The 19,876-nt window shown below is 60.6% G+C and carries 11 protein-coding genes and 2 pseudogenes; 7 read left to right on the forward strand and 6 right to left on the reverse strand.

Annotated elements, in window-relative coordinates:
* Position 1 precedes the first annotated feature (1 nt).
* On the reverse strand, positions 2-1,036 hold the full coding sequence (waaF, locus tag J3P77_RS20380; RefSeq protein ID WP_434678375.1) for a lipopolysaccharide heptosyltransferase II: 1,035 nt from the start codon (positions 1,034-1,036) through the stop codon (positions 2-4).
* A 169-nt stretch (positions 1,037-1,205) separates the two neighbouring features.
* Positions 1,206-4,151: a bifunctional [glutamate--ammonia ligase]-adenylyl-L-tyrosine phosphorylase/[glutamate--ammonia-ligase] adenylyltransferase gene (gene glnE, locus J3P77_RS20385; protein WP_434678376.1), complete on the reverse strand. Its 2,946-nt coding sequence runs from the start codon at positions 4,149-4,151 to the stop codon at positions 1,206-1,208.
* Positions 4,152-4,533: 382 nt separating this feature from the next.
* On the opposite strand from glnE, the gene aceE reads away from it, so the two are divergent.
* From aceE to msrA, 4 genes are all read left to right on the forward strand, one after another.
* Positions 4,534-7,179, forward strand: coding sequence for a pyruvate dehydrogenase (acetyl-transferring), homodimeric type (gene aceE, locus J3P77_RS20390; protein WP_434678377.1), 2,646 nt, complete (start codon positions 4,534-4,536; stop codon positions 7,177-7,179).
* 141 nt (positions 7,180-7,320) lie between these two features.
* Positions 7,321-8,964 carry a dihydrolipoyllysine-residue acetyltransferase gene (gene aceF, locus J3P77_RS20395; protein ID WP_434678378.1) on the forward strand — a complete coding sequence of 548 codons (1,644 nt, stop codon included), beginning with the start codon at positions 7,321-7,323 and terminating at the stop codon, positions 8,962-8,964.
* A 283-nt stretch (positions 8,965-9,247) separates the two neighbouring features.
* Positions 9,248-11,941 (forward strand): sensor domain-containing phosphodiesterase, encoded by a 2,694-nt coding sequence (locus tag J3P77_RS20400; protein WP_434678379.1) that lies wholly within the window; start codon positions 9,248-9,250, stop codon positions 11,939-11,941.
* A gap of 145 nt (positions 11,942-12,086) precedes the next feature.
* Positions 12,087-12,734, forward strand: a complete 648-nt coding sequence (msrA, locus tag J3P77_RS20405) for a peptide-methionine (S)-S-oxide reductase MsrA (protein WP_434678380.1) — start codon at positions 12,087-12,089, stop codon at positions 12,732-12,734.
* Positions 12,735-12,783: 49 nt separating this feature from the next.
* On the opposite strand, the gene J3P77_RS20410 is transcribed toward msrA, so the two are convergent.
* A complete protein-coding gene (locus tag J3P77_RS20410; RefSeq protein ID WP_434678381.1) occupies positions 12,784-13,527 on the reverse strand; it encodes a TraX family protein in 744 nt (247 codons plus the stop codon).
* Between the two features lie 100 nt (positions 13,528-13,627).
* On the opposite strand from J3P77_RS20410, the gene J3P77_RS20415 reads away from it, so the two are divergent.
* The gene (locus J3P77_RS20415) at positions 13,628-14,668 is read left to right on the forward strand and encodes a low specificity L-threonine aldolase (protein ID WP_434678382.1); all 1,041 of its coding nucleotides are present in this window, start codon (positions 13,628-13,630) and stop codon (positions 14,666-14,668) included.
* 146 nt (positions 14,669-14,814) lie between these two features.
* Here J3P77_RS20415 and J3P77_RS20420 read toward each other — a convergent pair whose 3' ends face one another.
* Positions 14,815-15,117: a cell division protein ZapA gene (locus J3P77_RS20420; RefSeq protein ID WP_434678383.1), complete on the reverse strand. Its 303-nt coding sequence runs from the start codon at positions 15,115-15,117 to the stop codon at positions 14,815-14,817.
* Positions 15,114-15,347, reverse strand: coding sequence for a hypothetical protein (locus J3P77_RS20425; RefSeq protein WP_434678384.1), 234 nt, complete (start codon positions 15,345-15,347; stop codon positions 15,114-15,116). The genes J3P77_RS20420 and J3P77_RS20425 overlap by 4 nt, the downstream gene beginning before the upstream one ends.
* Before the next feature lie 484 nt (positions 15,348-15,831).
* Here J3P77_RS20425 and J3P77_RS20430 point away from each other — a divergent pair.
* Together J3P77_RS20430 and J3P77_RS20435 are read left to right on the forward strand one after the other, a co-directional pair.
* Positions 15,832-16,488 (forward strand): annotated as a pseudogene (locus tag J3P77_RS20430) (MCP four helix bundle domain-containing protein); the annotation flags it as partial.
* Between the two features lie 306 nt (positions 16,489-16,794).
* Positions 16,795-17,391 (forward strand): annotated as a pseudogene (locus J3P77_RS20435) (methyl-accepting chemotaxis protein); the annotation flags it as partial.
* A gap of 594 nt (positions 17,392-17,985) precedes the next feature.
* Here the strand turns inward: J3P77_RS20435 and J3P77_RS20440 are convergent.
* The gene (locus tag J3P77_RS20440; RefSeq protein ID WP_434678385.1) at positions 17,986-19,089 is read right to left on the reverse strand and encodes a GlxA family transcriptional regulator; all 1,104 of its coding nucleotides are present in this window, start codon (positions 19,087-19,089) and stop codon (positions 17,986-17,988) included.
* Positions 19,090-19,876: the final 787 nt, after the last annotated feature.

Consider the following 19,876-nt stretch of genomic DNA (forward strand, 5'->3'; position numbering starts at 1 on the left):
TTCAGACGACCTCCACCGGCGTTGCGCCCATGCGGCCCAGCGCCCGGATCACGACGTCCGGCTCCAGCAGGCGCAGGCAGTTGTAATGGCCGAAGCGGCACGTGCGGTCGAAGCACGGACTGCATTCGATGCCCAGGCGGACGATTTCCACCTCATCGGCCAAAGGCGGCGTGAAGCCCGGCGAAGTCGAACCGTAGACCGCTACCAGCGGCCGGTTCAGCGCGGCGGCAACGTGCATCAGGCCCGAATCGTTGGACACCACCGAATCGGCGCAGGACAGCAGGTCGATGGCTTCGGCCAGGGAAGTTTCGCCGCTCAGGTTGATAGATTCTTCGCGCAGACCGGGAATCAGGTTCTCGCGAATGGTTTCGCCGACCGGATGGTCTTTCTTCGAGCCAAACAGCCAGACCTGCCAGCCCTCGCGAATCCTGGCGTCAGCCACTTGTGCGTAGTGCTCGGCAGGCCAGCGCTTGGACTCGCCGAACTCGGCGCCGGGACACAGCGCCAGCACCGGGCGGTCCAGGGTCAGGCCGAACTTGGCGAGCGCTGCGTCGCGGCTGACGCGATCGATCTGCAGGCTTGGCTTGGGGTACGGGCGCGGCAACTCGGCGCCTTTGTCGTAAGCCAGCGCCATGAAGCGCTCGATCATCAGCGGGTAGCGCTCTTTGTCGAGGGTTCGCACGTCATTGAGCAGGCCGTAGCGGAACTCGCCACGCCAGCCGGTGCGTTTCGGGATACCGGCAAAGAATGGGACCAACGCCGATTTGAGCGAATTAGGCAGCAGGATCGCCTGGTCATATTGCCCGGCCAGACTTTTGCCGATCCGGCGGCGTGTCGCCAGTTCCAGGGCGCCGTGGCCCAGTGGAAAACTCAGCGCGGCTCGCACCTCAGGCATGCGTTCCAGTATCGGGCGGCTCCATTCCGGGGCCAGCACGTCGATCTCGCACTCAGGATGGCGCTGCTTCAGACACTGGAACAGCGTTTGCGCCATTACCATGTCACCGACCCAGCTCGGCCCAACGATCAGAATTCTCATGGTTCTTCCAAAACGACCAGGGAGGCCGGTCAGGCCGCGTGACATTCTCACACAACCCGCCGCCTCCCTGTCATAGCTTTATATAGCGCTGTCCTACGCTCTGTCGCGGGCAAGCGCGCTCCTACCGGGATGCTTGCCAGCGACAGAGCGTCACTGCAGACGCCAGGATTCAGCTCAACCCCATCTGCGCCCAGATCCGTATCACTTCACGCCGCTGAGCATGAAACTGATCCCCGCCAACCACACCCGCCTGCTTCTGCAAGGCCTGTCGATGGGCCGCCGCGCGATAGGCCTTATAGGCTTCGCGCAACAGACTGGCGTCGGCGTCGGGCAGCAGGCCGGCGGTTTCCAGACCTTCGAGAATCCGGATGTTATCGGTGTAACGCGCCAGCGCGGGATGCTCTCTGGACCACGCCAGGGCCGCGTATTGCACCATAAATTCGATATCGACGATACCACCGGCGTCCTGCTTGAGATCGAACGGCACTGTCGCTTCGAATGCGTTGGGCGCCGTACCCGCCGCCGTGATGCGGGTCCCCAGGTTGTCACGCATCTTGGCGCGCATCTCGCTGACCTCCGCGCGCAACCTGGCCAGGTCTCGCTCGCGCCCCAGCACGCTGGCCCTGACCTGCTCGAACGCTGCGCTGACATCGGGGCTGCCGACCAGCACGCGCGCGCGAACCAGAGCCTGATGCTCCCAGGTCCAGGCTTCGTTTTCCTGATAACGGGCGAACGCGCCCAGCGAACTGACCAGCAAACCCGCCGCGCCGGACGGCCGCAGACGCATGTCCACTTCGTAGAGCTGGCCGGAGTTGGTCTGGGTGGTCAGCAGATGGATGATGCGTTGCCCCAGACGAGTGAAGAACTGCGCGCCATCGATAGGCTTGGGGCCGTCGGTCTCGGCCTGTGGATCACCGTCATGGATGAACACCAGATCCAGGTCCGAGCCGTGTCCCAGTTCGATACCGCCAACCTTGCCGTAGCCGACGATGATGAAACCCGGATCGCACAAAGTGCCATCGGGGCGGGTCGGTGTACCGTGCCGGGCGACCGTGTGCCGCCAGGCCAGCGCCAGCACCTGCTCCAGAATTGCTTCGGCGAGCCATGTCAGATAGTCGCTCACCCTCATCAACGGCAGACTGCCGGTAATCTCCGAAGCGGCAACCCGCAGGCGGTGCGCCAGCTTGAAGTGCCGCAGGGCCTCCATCTGTTGCTCCAGATCGTCCTCGGGTATACGCACCAGCCGCTCGCGCAGTTCAGCGGCCAGTTCGAAGGCCAATGGCGGATTGAACAGGCGACCTTCGTTGAGCAATTCATCGAGCAGCAGCGGGAAGCGTGTGATCTGCTCCGCGATCCACGGGCTGGCGGCGCACAGCGTCAGCAACTGGCGCAGAGCATCAGGGTTTTCGGTGAGCAGCACCAGATAGGCCGAACGCCGCGCGACCGCCTCTACCAGAGGCAGCACGCGTTCCAGCACCAGATCGGGATTTTCGTGCTCTACCGCCTGGGCCAGCAGTCTGGGTATGAATGCATCCAGACGCTCGCGACCCAGCCGCTGCATCGAGCGCAACTGCGGACTGCCGCGCAGGTTGGCGAGCTGCCTGAGGGCCTTGCCGGCGTCGGCGAAACCCGCGTCCAGTAACTGGCGGCAGGCGGCATCCTCATTCTGAGATTCTTCCCACAACGGCAGCCATTCACCGCCGACAATCACTTCGCCGCCGTCGTCCTCGCTTTCATCCGGATCGGCGATCACCTGACGGAAATGCCAGGACACCCGATTGCGCCAATGCATGAGTCGTTCATGGAAGGTCGCCCAGTCGGCATACCCGAGCATGAACGCGATACGTGCCTGATCAAGCTCATTGTCGGGAAGCATCTGCGTCTGGCGATCGGCAATCGCCTGAATGGCGTGTTCGGTGTAACGCAGGAACTCGTACCCTTCGCGCAGCTCCTCGGTCACGGCGTGCGGCAAGTAGCCCTGGCCTTCGAGAGTTTTCAACACTTTGAACAACGGCCGCTGCTGAAGGCTCAGGTCACGACCGCCGTGAATCAGCTGGAACGCCTGAGCGATGAACTCGACTTCGCGGATGCCGCCCGCACCGAGCTTGATGTTCTCGGCCATGCCCTTGCGGCGGACTTCCTGCTGAATGAGCTGCTTCATCGTGCGCAGCGCTTCGATGGCCGAAAAGTCCAGATAGCGGCGGTAGACAAAGGGCCGCAGCATATCCAGCAGCTGTCCGCCCGCCGCCTGATCGCCACCGACAACGCGCGCCTTGATCATGGCGTAACGTTCCCAGTCGCGGCCCTGATCCTGGTAATACTGCTCAAGCGCATTGAAGCTGAGCACCAATGCGCCGGAAGAGCCGTACGGCCGCAAACGCATGTCGACGCGGAATACGAAGCCATCGACCGTCACCGGGTCCAGCGCCTTGATCAGCCGCTGCCCCAGGCGAATGAAAAATTCCTGGTTGTCGAGCGGACGTTTGACGCCCACAGTTTCGCCGCCTTCGGGATAGCCAAAGATCAGGTCGATGTCGGAGGACAGATTCAGCTCCACGGCCCCGAGCTTGCCCATGCCCAGAATCACCAGGTGCTGCGGTTCACCGCTGCGGCGGCCGGTCGGCGTGCCGAACTGCTGACAGTGACGGGCGTAGAGCCACTGATAAGCCAGGTCGATGGAAGCATCAGCCATGTCGGACAGATCGCGACAGGTTTCGATCAGGTCAGCCTGACGGGTGAGGTCGCGCCAGATAATCCGCACTTGATGCCGCATGCGTTGACGACGTAGATTACGCCCCAACTCATCCTCGCTGTCTGCCGCCTGGACCGCCTCGGCAATTTGGCCGCGCAGTTCATCGGCAACGAAGCTACGCTCCAGAGCGCCGGATTCCGCCAGCTCCAGCAGCATCTGCGGATCGCGGCAAACCTGTTCGGAAACGAAGTCGCTGGCGGCGCAGACTCGGTCGAATGCCAGCAGGCGCGGCTGAGGCCAGTTATCGAAGGACGCCACGGATTCGTCTGACAAGGCGGCAACGGCAGTGCGGAATGCCTGCCGTGCTCTGGTCACGATCGGCAGCAGAATGTCGGGCAAATCGGTCAGCGAAGGAAGGCTCATGGTCTATCCTGATTCGGCGTGCCTGTGGCTACGTGCCATGACCGCAACTGCCATGCAGCACCGAGGAATGTCGAACAAAGGTTATTAATTGCCTGAAAATCCATGCACACAGCAGTGAATATCAAGATCCCCGTTGAAAACACACAATCCTGCTCAACAGTAACGTTTTATCTCACAACATGACAGAAGCGATTTGGTCGCTTCTGTGTAGTTTCACTACTGGACCAATAATCCGAAAGGCTGAAATGGTCGCCGATTTGTAGTAAAACTACACGCCGCCGGAGCAACCGCCGGTAATCCAAGAATTTATGTCGTCTGCCCACAAGGCCAGTCGCAAACTCAGGCAACCGATTCTGGAAGCCTTTCCGCCCTGGAGCAAGCCATGCAAGACCTCGATCCCGTCGAAACCCAGGAATGGCTGGACGCCCTGGAATCGGTTCTCGACAAAGAAGGCGAAGACCGTGCTCACTACCTGATGACCCGTATGGGCGAACTGGCCACCAGAAGTGGTTCGCAGTTGCCGTACGCCATCACCACGCCATACCGCAACACCATTCCAGTTACCCACGAAGCACGCATGCCTGGCGACCTGTTCATGGAACGCCGCATTCGCTCGCTGGTGCGCTGGAACGCATTGGCCATGGTCGTAAAGACCAACCTGAACGACCCGGACCTGGGCGGTCACATCTCCAGCTTCGCCTCCAGTGCCACGCTGTACGACATCGGCTTCAATTACTTCTTCCAGGCTCCGACCGACGAGCATGGTGGTGACCTGATCTACTTCCAGGGTCACGCATCGCCGGGCGTCTACGCACGTGCGTTCCTGGAAGGCCGTATCACTGAAGACCAGATGAACAACTTCCGTCAGGAAGTCGACGGCCAAGGCCTGTCGTCTTACCCACACCCGTGGCTGATGAAAGATTTCTGGCAGTTCCCGACCGTTTCCATGGGTCTGGGCCCTATCCAGGCGATCTACCAGGCTCGCTTCATGAAGTACCTGGAACATCGCGGTTTCATTCCGGAAGGCAAGCAGAAGATCTGGTGCTTCCTGGGCGACGGCGAGACCGACGAGCCGGAATCCCTGGGCGCCATCGCTCTGGCCGGTCGCGAGAAGCTGGACAACCTGATTTTCGTGGTCAACTGCAACCTGCAGCGTCTTGACGGCCCGGTTCGCGGCAACGCCAAGATCATCCAGGAACTGGAAGGCGTGTTCCGTGGCGCCCAGTGGAACGTGACCAAAGTCATCTGGGGCCGTTTCTGGGACCCTCTGCTGGCCAAGGACGTCGACGGCATCCTGCAGCGCCGCATGGACGAAGTCATCGACGGCGAGTACCAGAACTACAAGGCCAAGGACGGCGCGTTCGTCCGTGAGCACTTCTTCAACACCCCTGAGCTCAAGGCGATGGTCGCGGACATGTCCGACGACGAGATCTGGAAGCTCAACCGTGGCGGCCACGACCCGTACAAGGTCTATGCGGCCTACCACCAGGCGGTCAACCACAAGGGCCAGCCTACCGTTGTCCTGGCCAAGACCATCAAGGGTTATGGCACCGGTGCCGGCGAAGCCAAGAACACCGCGCACAACACCAAGAAGGTCGATGTCGACAGCCTGCGTCACTTCCGTGACCGCTTCGACATTCCGGTCAAGGACGCCGAGCTCGAAGCCCTGCCGTTCTACAAGCCGGAAGAAGGCAGCGCCGAGGCCCGTTATCTGAGCGAGCGTCGTGCCGCGCTGGGTGGTTTCGTGCCACAGCGTCGCGCGCAGAGCTTCAGCCTGCCGACTCCGCCGCTGGAAACCCTCAAGGCGATCCTGGACGGCTCCGGCGACCGCGAGATTTCCACCACCATGGCTTTCGTGCGCATCCTGGCGCAGCTGGTCAAGGACAAGGAAGTCGGTCAGCGCATCGTTCCGATCATCCCGGACGAAGCCCGTACCTTCGGTATGGAAGGCATGTTCCGCCAGCTGGGCATCTACTCTTCCGTTGGCCAGCTGTACGAGCCAGTCGACAAAGAGCAGGTGATGTTCTACCGCGAGGACAAGAAAGGTCAGATCCTCGAAGAAGGCATCAACGAAGCGGGCGCCATGTCGTCCTTCATCGCAGCTGGTACTTCGTACAGCAACCATAACCAGCCGATGATTCCGTTCTACATCTTCTACTCGATGTTCGGTTTCCAGCGCATCGGCGACCTGGCCTGGGCTGCCGGCGACAGCCGCACCCGTGGTTTCCTGGTCGGCGGCACCGCCGGTCGTACCACGCTGAACGGCGAAGGCCTGCAGCACGAAGACGGTCACAGCCACATCTTGGCCTCAACGATCCCGAACTGCCGCACCTTCGACCCGACTTACGGCTACGAGCTGGCGGTCATCATTCGCGAAGGCATGCGCCTGATGTTCGAAGAGCAGCAGGACGTTTTCTACTACCTGACCGTGATGAACGAATCCTACGTCCAGCCAGCCATGCCGGCCGGTGCGGAAGAAGGCATCATCAAGGGCATGTACCTGCTCGAAGAAGACACCAAGGAAGCGGCGCACCACGTCCAGTTGCTGGGCTCGGGCACCATCCTGCGTGAAGTTCGCGAAGCGGCGAAGATCCTGCGTGACGAGTTCAACATCGGTGCCGACGTCTGGAGCGTGACCAGCTTCAACGAACTGCGTCGCGACGGCCTGGCCGTTGAGCGTCACAACCGCCTGCACCCAGGTCAGAAGCCTCAATTGACCTATGTGGAAGAATGCCTCAACGGCCGTAAGGGTCCGGTGATCGCGTCGACCGACTACATGAAACTGTTCGCTGACCAGATCCGTCAGTGGGTTCCAACCAAGGAATACAAAGTCCTGGGCACCGACGGTTTCGGCCGTAGCGACAGCCGCAAGAAGCTGCGTCACTTCTTCGAAGTAGACCGCCACTTCGTGGTGCTGGCCGCCCTGGAAGCCTTGGCTGATCGTGGCGATATCGAACCCAAGGTCGTGGCGGAAGCCATCACCAAGTTCGGCATCGATCCTGAAAAACGTAATCCACTGGACTGCTAAGAGTCTGCTTCAAGAGCGCTGATCGAGCGTAAACAGCCGAGGATGCGGAATTTACTCACCGTAAATGAGCATCCGACGCTGTTTTGTTGCAATTGAATCAGCGCAATCGAGAGTGAACAGGTTCTCCGAAGGAGAGACATAGTGAGTGAGCTAATTCGCGTACCCGACATCGGCAACGGTGAAGGTGAAGTCATTGAATTGATGGTCAAGGTCGGTGATCGCATCGAAGCTGACCAGAGCATTCTGACGCTGGAGTCGGACAAGGCGAGCATGGAAATCCCTGCTCCCAAGGCTGGCGTCATCAAGACCATGAAGGTCAAGCTGGGCGACCGCCTGAAAGAAGGCGACGAGTTGTTCGAGCTGGAAGTCGAAGGCGAAGCGGCTGCCGCTCCCGCCGAGGCTGCGCCGGCTGCTGCACCCGCTGCCGCTGAAAAACCGGCAGAGCCTGCCGCGGCACCGGCCGCCGCGCCTGCGCCGGCCGCCAGCGCTTCGGTTCAGGACATCCACGTTCCGGATATCGGTTCGTCGGGCAAGGCCAAGATCATCGAGCTGATGGTCAAGGTCGGCGACAGCATCCAGGCTGATCAATCCTTGATCACTCTGGAATCCGACAAGGCCAGCATGGAGATCCCGTCTCCAGCCGCCGGCGTTGTGGAAAGCATTGAAGTCAAGCTGGACCAGGAAGTCGGCACCGGCGACCTGATCCTCAAGTTGAGGGTCGAAGGCGCCGCGCCTGCTGCTGCACCGGCTCCTGCCGCCAGCGCCCCGGCTGCCGCCCCTGCCAAGGCTGAAGCCGCGCCAGCTGCTGCTCCTGCAGCTGCACCGAAAGCCGAAGCGCCTGCTGCCCCGGCCGCTCCTGCCAAAGACGGCGCCAAGGTCCATGCGGGCCCGGCTGTTCGTCAGCTGGCACGCGAATTCGGCGTCGAGCTGTCTGCTGTCAGCGCTTCCGGCCCGCACGGCCGTGTGCTGAAGGAAGACGTACAAGCCTACGTCAAGACCATGATGCAGAAGGCCAAGGAAGCTCCGGCTGGCGGCGCAAGCGGCGGCATGGGCATTCAGCCGATTCCGGAAGTCGACTTCAGCCGCTTCGGCGAGATCGAAGAAGTGCCGATGACTCGCCTGATGCAACTGGGCGCGACCGGCCTGCATCGCAGCTGGCTGAACATTCCGCACGTTACTCAGTTCGACCAGGCCGACATCACCGAACTGGAAGCCTTCCGCGTCGCACAGAAAGCCGTGGCCGAGAAAGCAGGCGTCAAGCTGACCGTTCTGCCTCTGCTGCTCAAGTCCTGCGCGCACCTGCTCAAGGAACTGCCGGACTTCAACGCTTCGCTGGCTCCTAGCGGCAAAGCGGTGATCCGCAAGAAGTACGTACACATCGGTTTCGCGGTGGATACGCCCGATGGCCTGCTGGTTCCGGTCATCCGTGACGTCGACCAGAAGAGCCTGCTGCAACTGGCTGCCGAAGCTGCGGCACTGGCCGAAAAAGCCCGTACCAAAAAGCTCACCGCCAACGACATGCAAGGCGCCTGCTTCACCATCTCCAGCCTCGGCCACATTGGCGGCACCGGTTTTACACCGATCGTCAATGCGCCTGAAGTGGCGATCCTCGGTGTCTCCAAGGCGACCATCCAGCCAGTCTGGGACGGTAAAGCCTTCCAGCCGAAACTGATGCTGCCTCTGTCCCTGTCCTACGATCACCGTGTGATCAACGGCGCAGCGGCTGCCCGCTTCACCAAGCGCTTGAGCGAATTGCTGGCGGATATCCGCACGATTCTGCTGTAAGCCTGAGCCGGCCCGTCCACGCGACGGGCCACCGCTCATTCATTTGCGAGCCCACACGCTCGAACCTCAACCCCGCTTCCCGCGGGGCTTTTTTTACCCGAAATACCCTGGATCGTCCTGCAATTTCAATCGGCATTGAAGAACTGGCGTTTGCGGCCGACACTTTTATAGCACTAAGCCACCGTGGCCCTTGTAAGCCCGCTCTGCATGATGCAACCTTGCGCCATGCGTCAGTGATATGGGCATGGCCCCCGCGATCAGTATTTCGGAAGCGAGTTTGTTGATGAAAAGCCAGACCGATGCTGCCGGCAGGACGGCAGCCGAGGTAGTGACGCAATTGCCTGTGCCTTCGCGCCTGGGCATGCTGCGTTTCGAGCGGCTTAATGAAGCCAATTGGGCGCTCCTCTTTCTCGATCCCAACTGTGAAAAACAGCTCGGCCTGGCTGCCGTGGATCTCTGCGCCCTGATTGGCTCACCCTACGCAAGCCTGATGGAACCCGAAGCGCGCTATCAGCTGCACGACGAAATCCAGCTGCAACTGGCGACCTCGCCCCACTACACGGTGCGCTACACACTGCACACGCCTAAAGGCCCGCTGGGCCTGGTCGAAATCGGCGAAGCCTACAAGCAACACAACCGGCATCTGCTGCGCGGCTACTTTCTGGTCGTCGACGGACTGCTCGGCAACGGCGAGCAGACCACAGGCACTGACCTGGAAACCCAGAATTCAAGATTGCAGATTGCGCTGGAGCTGAACCAGCGTGCACAGCGCGACCAGTTCGCCCACCTCGAACGTGTCCGCGCCCAGCAGGAATTGATCCTGCGCCTGACCCGTCAGCGCTACAGCACCACCAATTCAGTCCAGGAAGCGGCGGAGCTGATCACCCGAAGCGCCTGCGACATCTACGACGTCGACCGCGCCGGCATCTGGAGCCTGGTCAATAACGAGCTGGTGTCCATAGCCGACTATGTTCGCCAGACTGGCGATTATCAGGACCGCGCGCCCGTCGACATCAGTCAGTACCCGGGTTATCTGGAGGCGCTTCACAACAGCCGTGCCATTGACGCCAGCAACGTGCAGGTCGACCCGCGCACCCGCAAGATGGCGGAAACGCTGTCGCCGCTGGGTATCAACGCAATTCTGGATGCGAGCATCCGCATCGACGGGCAGGTGGTCGGCGTTCTGTGCCTGGAACAGACCGGCTCGACACGCGAGTGGCAGCCTGACGAAATCACGTTCGCCGGCGAGCTGGCGGACCAGTTCGCTCAGGTCATCAACAACCACAACCGCCGTGCCGCTACCAACGCGCTGCATCTGTTCCAGCGAGCCGTGGAGCAAAGCGCCAACGCCTTCCTGCTGGTCAACTGCGACGGCGTCGTGGAATACGTAAACCCCAGCTTCACCGCGATCACGCAGTACAGCTCCGAAGAGGTTCACGGACACAAGCTGTCAGAGCTACCGGCGCTGGAAAATCTGAACGACCTGCTGCTCGAAGCCAATTCCAGCCTGACCAACAGCAACAGCTGGCAAGGCGAGTTCAAGAGCCGACGCAAGAATCTGGAACCCTACTGGGGCCAACTGTCGATATCCAAGGTCTACGGCGACAACCGGGAGCTGACGCATTACATCGGCATCTACGAAGACATCACCCAGGCCAAGCTGGCCCAGCAGCGCATCGAGCGGCTGGCGTATACCGATAACCTGACCAACCTGGGTAACCGGCCGGCCTTCATCCGCAATCTGGACGAACGTTTCGCGCGTGATGATGATTCGCTCATGTGCCTGCTGCTGGTCGATATCGACAACTTCAAGCGGATCAACGACAGTCTGGGCCACCAGACCGGCGACAAACTGTTGATCAGCCTGGCACGCCGTCTGCGCAACACGCTCAGCCCGTCCGACGTGCTGGCGCGATTCGCCAGTAACGAATTTGCCGTACTGCTGGACCATACGGGTCTGGAAGCCGGTCAGAGCATCGCCAGCCAGGTCCTCGCGACACTGGACAAGCCGATGTTCGTCGATAACCAGCTCATCAGTGTCACAGGCTCTGTCGGCCTGGCCTGCGCGCCGCTGCATGGTCGCGATCCACAGACGCTGATGAAGAACGCCGGCCTCGCGCTGCACAAGGCCAAGGCCAACGGCAAGCATCAGGTTCAGGTATTTACCGAAGCGCTCAATGCCGAAGCCAGCTACAAGCTGTTCGTCGAGAACAACCTGCGCCGCGCACTGACCCAGAACGAGCTGGAAGTTTTCTACCAGCCCAAGCTGTGCCTGCGCACCGGCCGCCTGCTGGGCATGGAAGCACTGCTGCGCTGGAACCACCCGGAAAAAGGCATGATCCGCCCAGACCAGTTCATCAGCGTCGCTGAGGAAACCGGGCTTATCATTCCTATCGGCAAGTGGGTAGCGCGCCAGTCCTGTCGCATGAGCAAGGCGCTGACCGCTGCCGGGTTCGGTAACCTGCAGGTGGCGATCAACGTGTCGCCCAAGCAGTTCTCGGACCCGGAGCTGGTGTCTTCCATCGCCGCCATTCTGCGTGAAGAAGAACTCGATGCGTCGCTGCTGGAGCTGGAACTGACTGAAGGCCTGCTGCTGGAGGCCACCGAAGATACGCGTCTGCAACTGGATTCGTTGAAGCGTCTGGGCCTGTCACTGGCCATGGATGATTTCGGTACCGGTTATTCGTCGTTCAGTTACCTGAAGAAATTCCCGATCGACGTGATCAAGATCGACCGCAGCTTCATTCGCGATATCCCGGATGATGAGGACGACATGGAAATCACGTCGGCGGTCATCGCGATGGCTCACAACCTCAAGCTCAAGGTCGTCGCCGAAGGCATCGAAACCGCCGCGCAGCTGGCGTTTCTGCGTCGTCACCGTTGTGATGTCGGGCAGGGTTATCTGTTCGACAAGCCTATCCCTGGTCAGGACTTGATCGAGAAGCTGCGCCGTTATTCGCGTCTTCCTTCAGCCTGACACCCTTCCTGCGCCCGCGACTCTCGGGCACACTGTCGGTCCGTTTTTTCACGGCAGCACTTGTTTGCGCGGGTAACCGGACCTATGTAAGTACCCTCATTCGTCCTGGCCCTGCTGCCTGTCTCACATCGAGAGGATATGGTTCATGACTCTGCGTTCGGAAATTCTGGTCAACAAGAACGTCTTGCCTACCGCTGAACAAGCACTGCCGGGCCGTGAAACTGCCATGGCGGTTCCTGAGCAGCACTACGTCAACGGCCATCCGTTGCTGGGTCCGTTTCCAGGCAACGTGGAATTCGCGATCTTCGGCATGGGCTGCTTCTGGGGCGCCGAGCGTCGCCTGTGGCAGCAGGAAGGTGTTTACAGCACCGCGGTGGGCTACGCCGGCGGCATGACACCCAACCCGACCTACGAAGAAGTGTGCTCGGGGCTCACCGGTCACAGCGAAGTGGTTCTGGTTGTCTACGAGCCGGAGAAGATCAGCTACGAGTCGCTGCTCAAGGTCTTCTGGGAAGCACACAACCCGACTCAGGGCATGCGTCAGGGCAACGACATCGGCACCCAGTACCGTTCGGTGATCTACTGCACCAAGCCGGAACAGCTGGAGGCCGCCAAGGCCAGCGAGCAGGCGTTCCAGGCGGAATTGAACAAGGCGGGCCTGGGTTCGATCACCACGGAAATCGCCGAGGCGCCGACCTTCTACTTCGCCGAGGCGTACCACCAGCAATATCTGGCCAAGAACCCGCAAGGCTATTGCGGCCTGGGCGGCACTGGCGTCTGCCTCCCGGCATAAGCCTCTCGTTGCGTGCCAGCGGAGCGGCGCCCGGCGCTCCTGCCAGGCTTCAGACCCTCAGCAGGGTCCGCAGCCCCAGCAGCACCAGAAAATGCAGTGGATAGATTGCATACGCCCAGCGGCGCATCGGCCAGATGTTGAAGCCCGGCTTGCAACGCAGCAGCGCCATGCCCAGCGGCGGGGCAAGCAGGCAAGCGATGATCGAGCCGATGGAAACAGGATCGCCCCATTCCGCACCCGCGAACATTTCGGGCCAGGCATTGGCGGCGACACAAAAACCTGCCGGAAACACTGCGTACCAGAGCGGTCGGCGCAGGACCAGCAGAAACACCAGCGGCAGCAGGACGCCCGGAAAGCCGAACATCAACGTTTTCTGAAACAGCACGGCCACCAGCAACGCCCCCAGCGCCAGAACCCGCGTCGTCGGATTGCGATGCTGCCAGCCTTGGGCGATCAGTAATCCAAGCAGCAGCGTAGGCATTACGTTCAGGGTATTTGCATCGGCCATGAACAACCGATAGGGAAGCTCCGAAATCGCAGCGAACCCGCAGAGCCAGGCCAGATACCGCCATTGCACCCTGGGCGCTTGTACCGCAGCGCTGCGGCGTGACAGGTTCAGCGCTATCGCCAGGCAGAACCAGGGAAACGCCAGGCGGCCCGGAATGTAGAAAACATCTATCGACCAGCCAACGTACCGCAGGTGGTCGAGCACCATGCACAGCATGGCCAGCCATTTGAGCAGATCCAGCGCCTTGTCGCGTCCCGGCAGGAAAGGCGGGTTGGAAAGATCCATATCGCTCCCATTCGTAAAAGCCTGTCACGCATGCAACGCATGACCGCACCCCACATTGTTCGCTACAGTGCGCAGGTTAAATGCCCATAAGGAATCGGCCATGACAGACCAAAGCCAACAGTTCGCCAGCGACAACTATTCCGGTATCTGCCCTGAAGCCTGGGCAGCCATGGAACAGGCGAACAAGGGGCATCAACGTGCCTATGGCGACGACCAATGGACCGCTCGCGCCTCGGATGATTTCCGCAAATTGTTCGAAACCGACTGCGAGGTGTTCTTCGCCTTCAACGGCACGGCGGCCAACTCACTGGCTTTGTCCTCGCTGTGTCAGAGTTATCACAGTGTCATCTGTTCGGAAACCGCCCACGTCGAAACCGACGAATGCGGCGCGCCGGAGTTCTTCTCCAACGGTTCCAAACTGCTGACCGCACGCAGCGCGAACGGCAAGCTGACCCCTGAATCGATCCGCGAGGTAGCGCTCAAGCGCCAGGACATCCACTACCCGAAGCCGCGAGTCGTCACCCTGACGCAGGCAACGGAAGTCGGCGGCGTTTATCAACCGGCCGAGCTGCGCGCGATCAGCGCGACCTGTCGTGAACTGGGTCTGCACCTGCATATGGATGGCGCGCGTTTTTCCAACGCCTGTGCCTTTCTTGAGTGCTCACCGGCGGAGCTGACCTGGAAAGCCGGCGTCGACGTGCTGTGTTTTGGCGGCACCAAGAACGGCATGGCGGTGGGCGAAGCGATTCTGTTTTTCAATCGGGATCTGGCCGAGGACTTCGATTACCGCTGCAAGCAGGCCGGGCAACTGGCGTCGAAGATGCGCTTTCTGTCGGCGCCCTGGGTTGGCCTGCTGGAAAACGACGCCTGGCTCAGGCACGCACGACATGCCAACCGCTGCGCTCAACTGCTGGCCGATCTGGTCAAGGATATCCCCGGCGTAGAACTGATGTTCCCGGTCGAGGCCAACGGCGTGTTCCTGCAACTTTCGGAACCCGCCATCGCCGCATTGACCGCCAGAGGCTGGCGCTTCTACACATTCATCGGCAGCGGCGGCGCACGCTTCATGTGCTCGTGGGACACCGAAGAAGACCGCGTGCGGGAACTGGCGGCGGATATCCGGCTGGTGATGGCGGCCTGACTGATACCAATCCCGCAGGAGCCAGCTTGCTGGCGAAAACATTCGTTCGGCTGACACAATCGCTGCGTCTGTACCGACCCTTTCGCCAGCAAGCTGGCTCCTACGAGGATGCAGTGTTTGCAGAGTTACCAGTCGGCGAACAATTGTCAGGCCTGTGAAATCGCGTTGGAAATCGCGTCCACGGTAGCGTCGATCTGTTCCTGATAGCGTTCCAGTTCAACCTTGTGGCGCTGCTTCATCTCGATTTGCTGCGAGCACAGGTTCAGCGCCGCTAGCACCAGCAGGCGGTCGCCGATCAGGCTTGGGTACTTGCGCTTGGTATCGGCCAGAGACGCCTTGAGCATTGCCGCTGCCTGGAGCAGCGCCTGGTCTTCACCTTCGGGTGCCTTGATCGAATACTCGTTTCCGAGGATCGATAGCACGGTGACCCCGCTCCTGTCGTAGTTCATGCGCCGACAGCGCTTGCGCTGGTAGCGCGGTCAACCAGCGCCTGAATGCGAGCGGCAGTGGTGCCCTGCTTCTCTTCCTGTTCCATCAGGCTCAGCTGCAAGCTGTCATTCTCGTCCCTGGCTTGGGCCAGCTCGGCGTTGAGCTGTGCATTCGTTTCCTGCAGCTTCTGGTTCTGTTGCACCAGATCGCCGACAAGTTGTTCCAACTGGCTTAGGGACGCTTCCAACATTTTGATTACTCAAGCAAATTTCAACGGGCGCACACGATAAAGAAAAGTCACTGCGCATGCCAGCGTGGAGCCTGTGAATACTGGCTTTCCACGCTCCGGACACGTCAATAACGCAAACGCATAGGGGGCTTGTGACTCTCAATCCCGAAAGCGGTTCCTGCTGTTCGTCAGACCGCCGATACGTGCGACAAAACGGCGCAGCGCGCCATTGTATCGCCATCACGGATAATACCGATCTCCATTGCCGACAACGGCTTACAGCGTTTTCGCTCCGGGCGAAGTAAAACGCGTGGCGCCCCTTTGGTCTGCTCACCGCCAGCAGGCCACTCAAGACTTCAGGTTCGTGACCGATAGGCAGTTATGAAGTTTCAACTCTAATCAAAGCCGCAAGGAATGCGCCTTACCTCTGGAAGCAATTATGTCTTTGCGTAACATGAACATCGCTCCGCGCGCATTCCTGGGCTTCGCCTTGATCGGCACTCTCATGCTGATCCTTGGTGTATTCGCACTGTCACAGATGAGCAAGATCCGTGGTGCTACAGAAACGCTGGCCCACAACAGTGTGCCAAGTATCAAGCACCTGGATCGCCTGACCGAAACCAGTATCCGCTTGCGCGTTCTCGCCTACCGCTTGCTAGTCAACCGCGAGCCGGATATTCAGCAGAAGACCCTTGATCTGTTCGTCATGCGAAACAAGCAGATCACCGAGGCGCAGGCTGAATACGAAAAGTTGATCAGCAGCCCTGAAGAGCAGGCGCTGTATGCCGAATACGTTCGCCTGCTGAACGACTACCGTCAGCTTGAATCGCGCATGAAAACCCTGACCTTGGCCAACAAGCTCGATGAGCTGCAAAACGTGCTCAATGTCGAAACGCTGGCCAACTCGGACCAGATGAATGCCGTGCTGGCCAAGCTGGTAGATATCAACACCCAGCAATTGGACAAGACCAATGCGGACGCCGCGGCCCAGTACGATTCGGCATTCAGTCTGGTCATCGGCTTGCTGATCGCGGCAACCGTCCTGACCACTCTTTTCGCCTGGCTGCTCATCAACAGCATCACTCGCCCGATTGCCGCCGCATTGACTGCCGCCGAGCATATTGCCGAAGGCAACCTCACCCGCCCGATCACGGTGGATGGCACCGACGAAGCCGGTCGCTTGCTGGCTGCGATGCAAACCATGCAGAACAAGCTGCGCGACACTCTGCACCGCATTTCCGGTTCGGCTACCCAGCTGGCATCGGCGGCGGAAGAGCTGAACGCCGTAACCGACGAAAGCGCCCGTGGCCTTTCGCAGCAGAACGACGAAATCGAACAGGCTGCCACCGCAGTCAACGAAATGACCAGCGCCGTGGAAGAAGTGGCTCGCAATGCCACCAGCACTTCGGAAGCCTCGAAAGCCGCAACTGCTTCGGCGGGCGACGGTCGTGATCTGGTCATGGAAACAGTCGGTGCTATCGAACGCATGAGCAGCGACGTGCAGAGCACCGCTGAGCTGATCGGCAACCTGGCAAATGAATCCCGTGACATCGGCAAGGTTCTGGATGTAATCCGCGGCCTGGCCGACCAGACCAACCTGCTGGCCCTCAACGCTGCCATTGAAGCGGCGCGCGCCGGTGAAGCCGGTCGCGGCTTTGCGGTGGTGGCTGATGAAGTGCGCGCCCTTGCTCACCGCACTCAGCAATCGACCAGCGAAATCGAACGCATGATTGGCAGCATTCAGGGCGGTACCGAACACGCCGTGAACTCGATGCGCAACAGCACCGAACGCGCTGAATCGACCTTGAATATTGCGAAGGGTGCCGGCTTGGCACTGGACACCATCAATTCGGCGGTGGAAGAGATCAACGAGCGCAACCTGGTCATCGCCAGTGCTGCTGAAGAGCAGGCGCAAGTGGCTCGTGAAGTCGACCGCAACCTGGTGAACATTCGCGACCTGTCCGCCCAGTCGACCACCGGCGCCAACCAGACCACCGCTGCCAGCACCGAGCTGTCACGCCTGGCCGTGGACCTCAACACAATGGTTTCGCGCTTCAGCCTGTAACGCCGCAGCCCTTGTGGGAGCCAGCTTGCTGGCGAAGAGGCCGGTACAGGCCCGATAGATACGTCGCCTGTACCAGCACCTTCGCGGCTGAAGCCGCTCCCGCAAATACAGCGCACGCCGCAAGCCCCTGTGGGAGCCAGCTTGCTGGCGAGAAGCGGTACTGACTGCACATCTGCTGTGAATGTACCGGCCTTTTCGCGGACAAGTCCGCTCCTACACGTCACAGCGTACGCCGCCGTTCTTGTGGGAGCCCGCTTGCTGGCGAGAAGCGGTACTGACTGCACATCTGCTGTGAATGCACCGGCCTTTCCGCGGACAAGTCCGCTCCTACACGTCAGCACACGCCGCCGTTTTTGTGGGAGGCAGCTTGCTGGCGAGAAGCGGTACTGACTGCACTTCTGCTGTGAATGTACCGGCCTCTTCGCGGACAAGTCCGCTCCTACACGTCACAGCGTACGCCGCCGTTTTTGTGGGAGCCAGCTTGCTGGCGAGAAGCGGTACTGACTGCACATCTGCTGTGAATGTACCGGCCTTTTCGCGGACAAGTCCGCTCCTACACGTGCACTGGCGCTGCCTCCCACAACAGTGCTCTGTTTACAACCTCACACTCGCAAACGTCGATTCGTTACGCGCCTGGCTCAGTGCCGACAGCGGGCCAGACAGCGGTGCCAGTACCAAAGCTTGCGGGATTGGCATCATGGCGACTTGCTGGGTGGTGTTGGAGCCTACGCGCTCGTCGCGTGGCGGAATGCCGAAGTATTCGCGGTAGCACTTGGAAAAGTGCGGCGTCGATACGAAACCGCAGACCGACGCCACTTCGATGATCGACATCGGTGTCTGCTTCAGCAACTGCCGCGCACGGATCAGACGGAGCTTGAGGTAGTAGCGCGACGGCGAGCAGTGCAGGTATTTCTGGAACAAACGCTCCAGCTGCCTGCGCGAAACGGCGACATAGACCGCCAGATCATCAAGGTCGATCGGCTCTTCAAGGTTGGCTTCCATCAACGCCACGATTTCCTGCAACTTCGGCTGGTTGGTGCCAAGCATGTGCTTGAGCGGCACACGCTGATGATCCTGTTCGTTGCGGATGCGCTCATAAACGAACATTTCGGAAATCGCGGCCGACAGCTCACGGCCATGATCGCGACTGATCAGGTGCAGCATCATGTCCAGCGGCGCGGTGCCGCCGGAGCTGGTGAAGCGGTTGCGGTCCAGCGTGAACAAGCGAGTGCTCATCGAAACGCGGGGGAAGGCTTCCTGCATCGCGGCCAGACATTCCCAGTGGACGCTGCAATCGAAACCATCGAGCAGACCGGCGCACGCCAGTGCCCAGCTTCCCGTGCAGACCGCGCCCAGGCGACGCGACTGACGCGCCTGGCTCTGCAACCAGCTCACGTGCTCACGGGTGACGGTCCGCTGGATGCCGACGCCTCCGCAGACGATTACGGTATCCAGCGCCGGTGCCTGGTGCATCGCAGCGTCCGGGGTGATCTGCAGGCCATCGCTGGCCCAGACCTGCCCGCCGTCGACGGTCAGCGTGGTCCAGCGATACAGCTCACGACCTGAGAGCTGGTTGGCCATGCGTAGCGGCTCGACCGCCGAGGCGAGGGAGATCAGCGTGAAGTTGTCCAGCAGCAGAAAGCCGATGGATTGCGGGGCGCGGTTCTGGGGCTGAGCCCCTGCATTGAAGGAAGTCATCACGTTGTCTCCTCACGCTAACGGTCGTGGGCCTCGGGAGAGGCTCTTCTTATGGCCCTGCGTTGGCGCAAGGCTTTGCGATGACATCGCAAAACCCATGCCGAAATTTGAATGCTCATTCAATAACCCCTGAAAACGACGTCGCGATGCGTCTACTCGGGTGCGACTTTCATGTCCGTGAGCGACGCGCCATCACAAATGCGGCATTGCGCAGTGAGCAATTCGGTAGCACTTGCCGACCGGTGACGGGTAAGTCGGCACCCAGTGCTACTCATTGCACGACTCGCGGTGCAGGCGCACGGCATTGGGCCATTACCGAGCACGCGCTAAAAGGTGGCGGAACGCGGATGGCGTGAGCAAAAATCGCGCAGCCCGATCGCTCGGCATCGCAACGTCGACCGGCCGGTTTCGGGTGCGCCTGTGGCCAGTGAACTTCATACACCCCTTCGGCTCAAAACCACCGCGTCTGCGGTCCTCTCACTGACGCATCCTGACCGGCGCGGCCGACTGGCATACTCAGGGCGCGTGTACAGATGAAACAGCTACGCTGAAGGCCGCCGCCTCCCACATCTGTGCAAACCCGCGAAATCCTGAGAGCACTACCGATCAAGAACGGGGAGCTGGCGCAGATCAAGCCGCTTTCCAGAGGTTTGGTGCTCGCAAAAGCGCCTTTGCCGGGTAGGAACAAGCTGTAAACGACGCTGCGCATACTGGATACGACCCCGCCTGTACTGGATACGACGCCCCCTGTAGGCGTTTGATTTTCCCTGTTAGATGATCGGTGTCG

Origin of the sequence: Pseudomonas sp. R1-18, assembly GCF_051132095.1 — a bacterium.
Lineage (GTDB): Bacteria > Pseudomonadota > Gammaproteobacteria > Pseudomonadales > Pseudomonadaceae > Aquipseudomonas.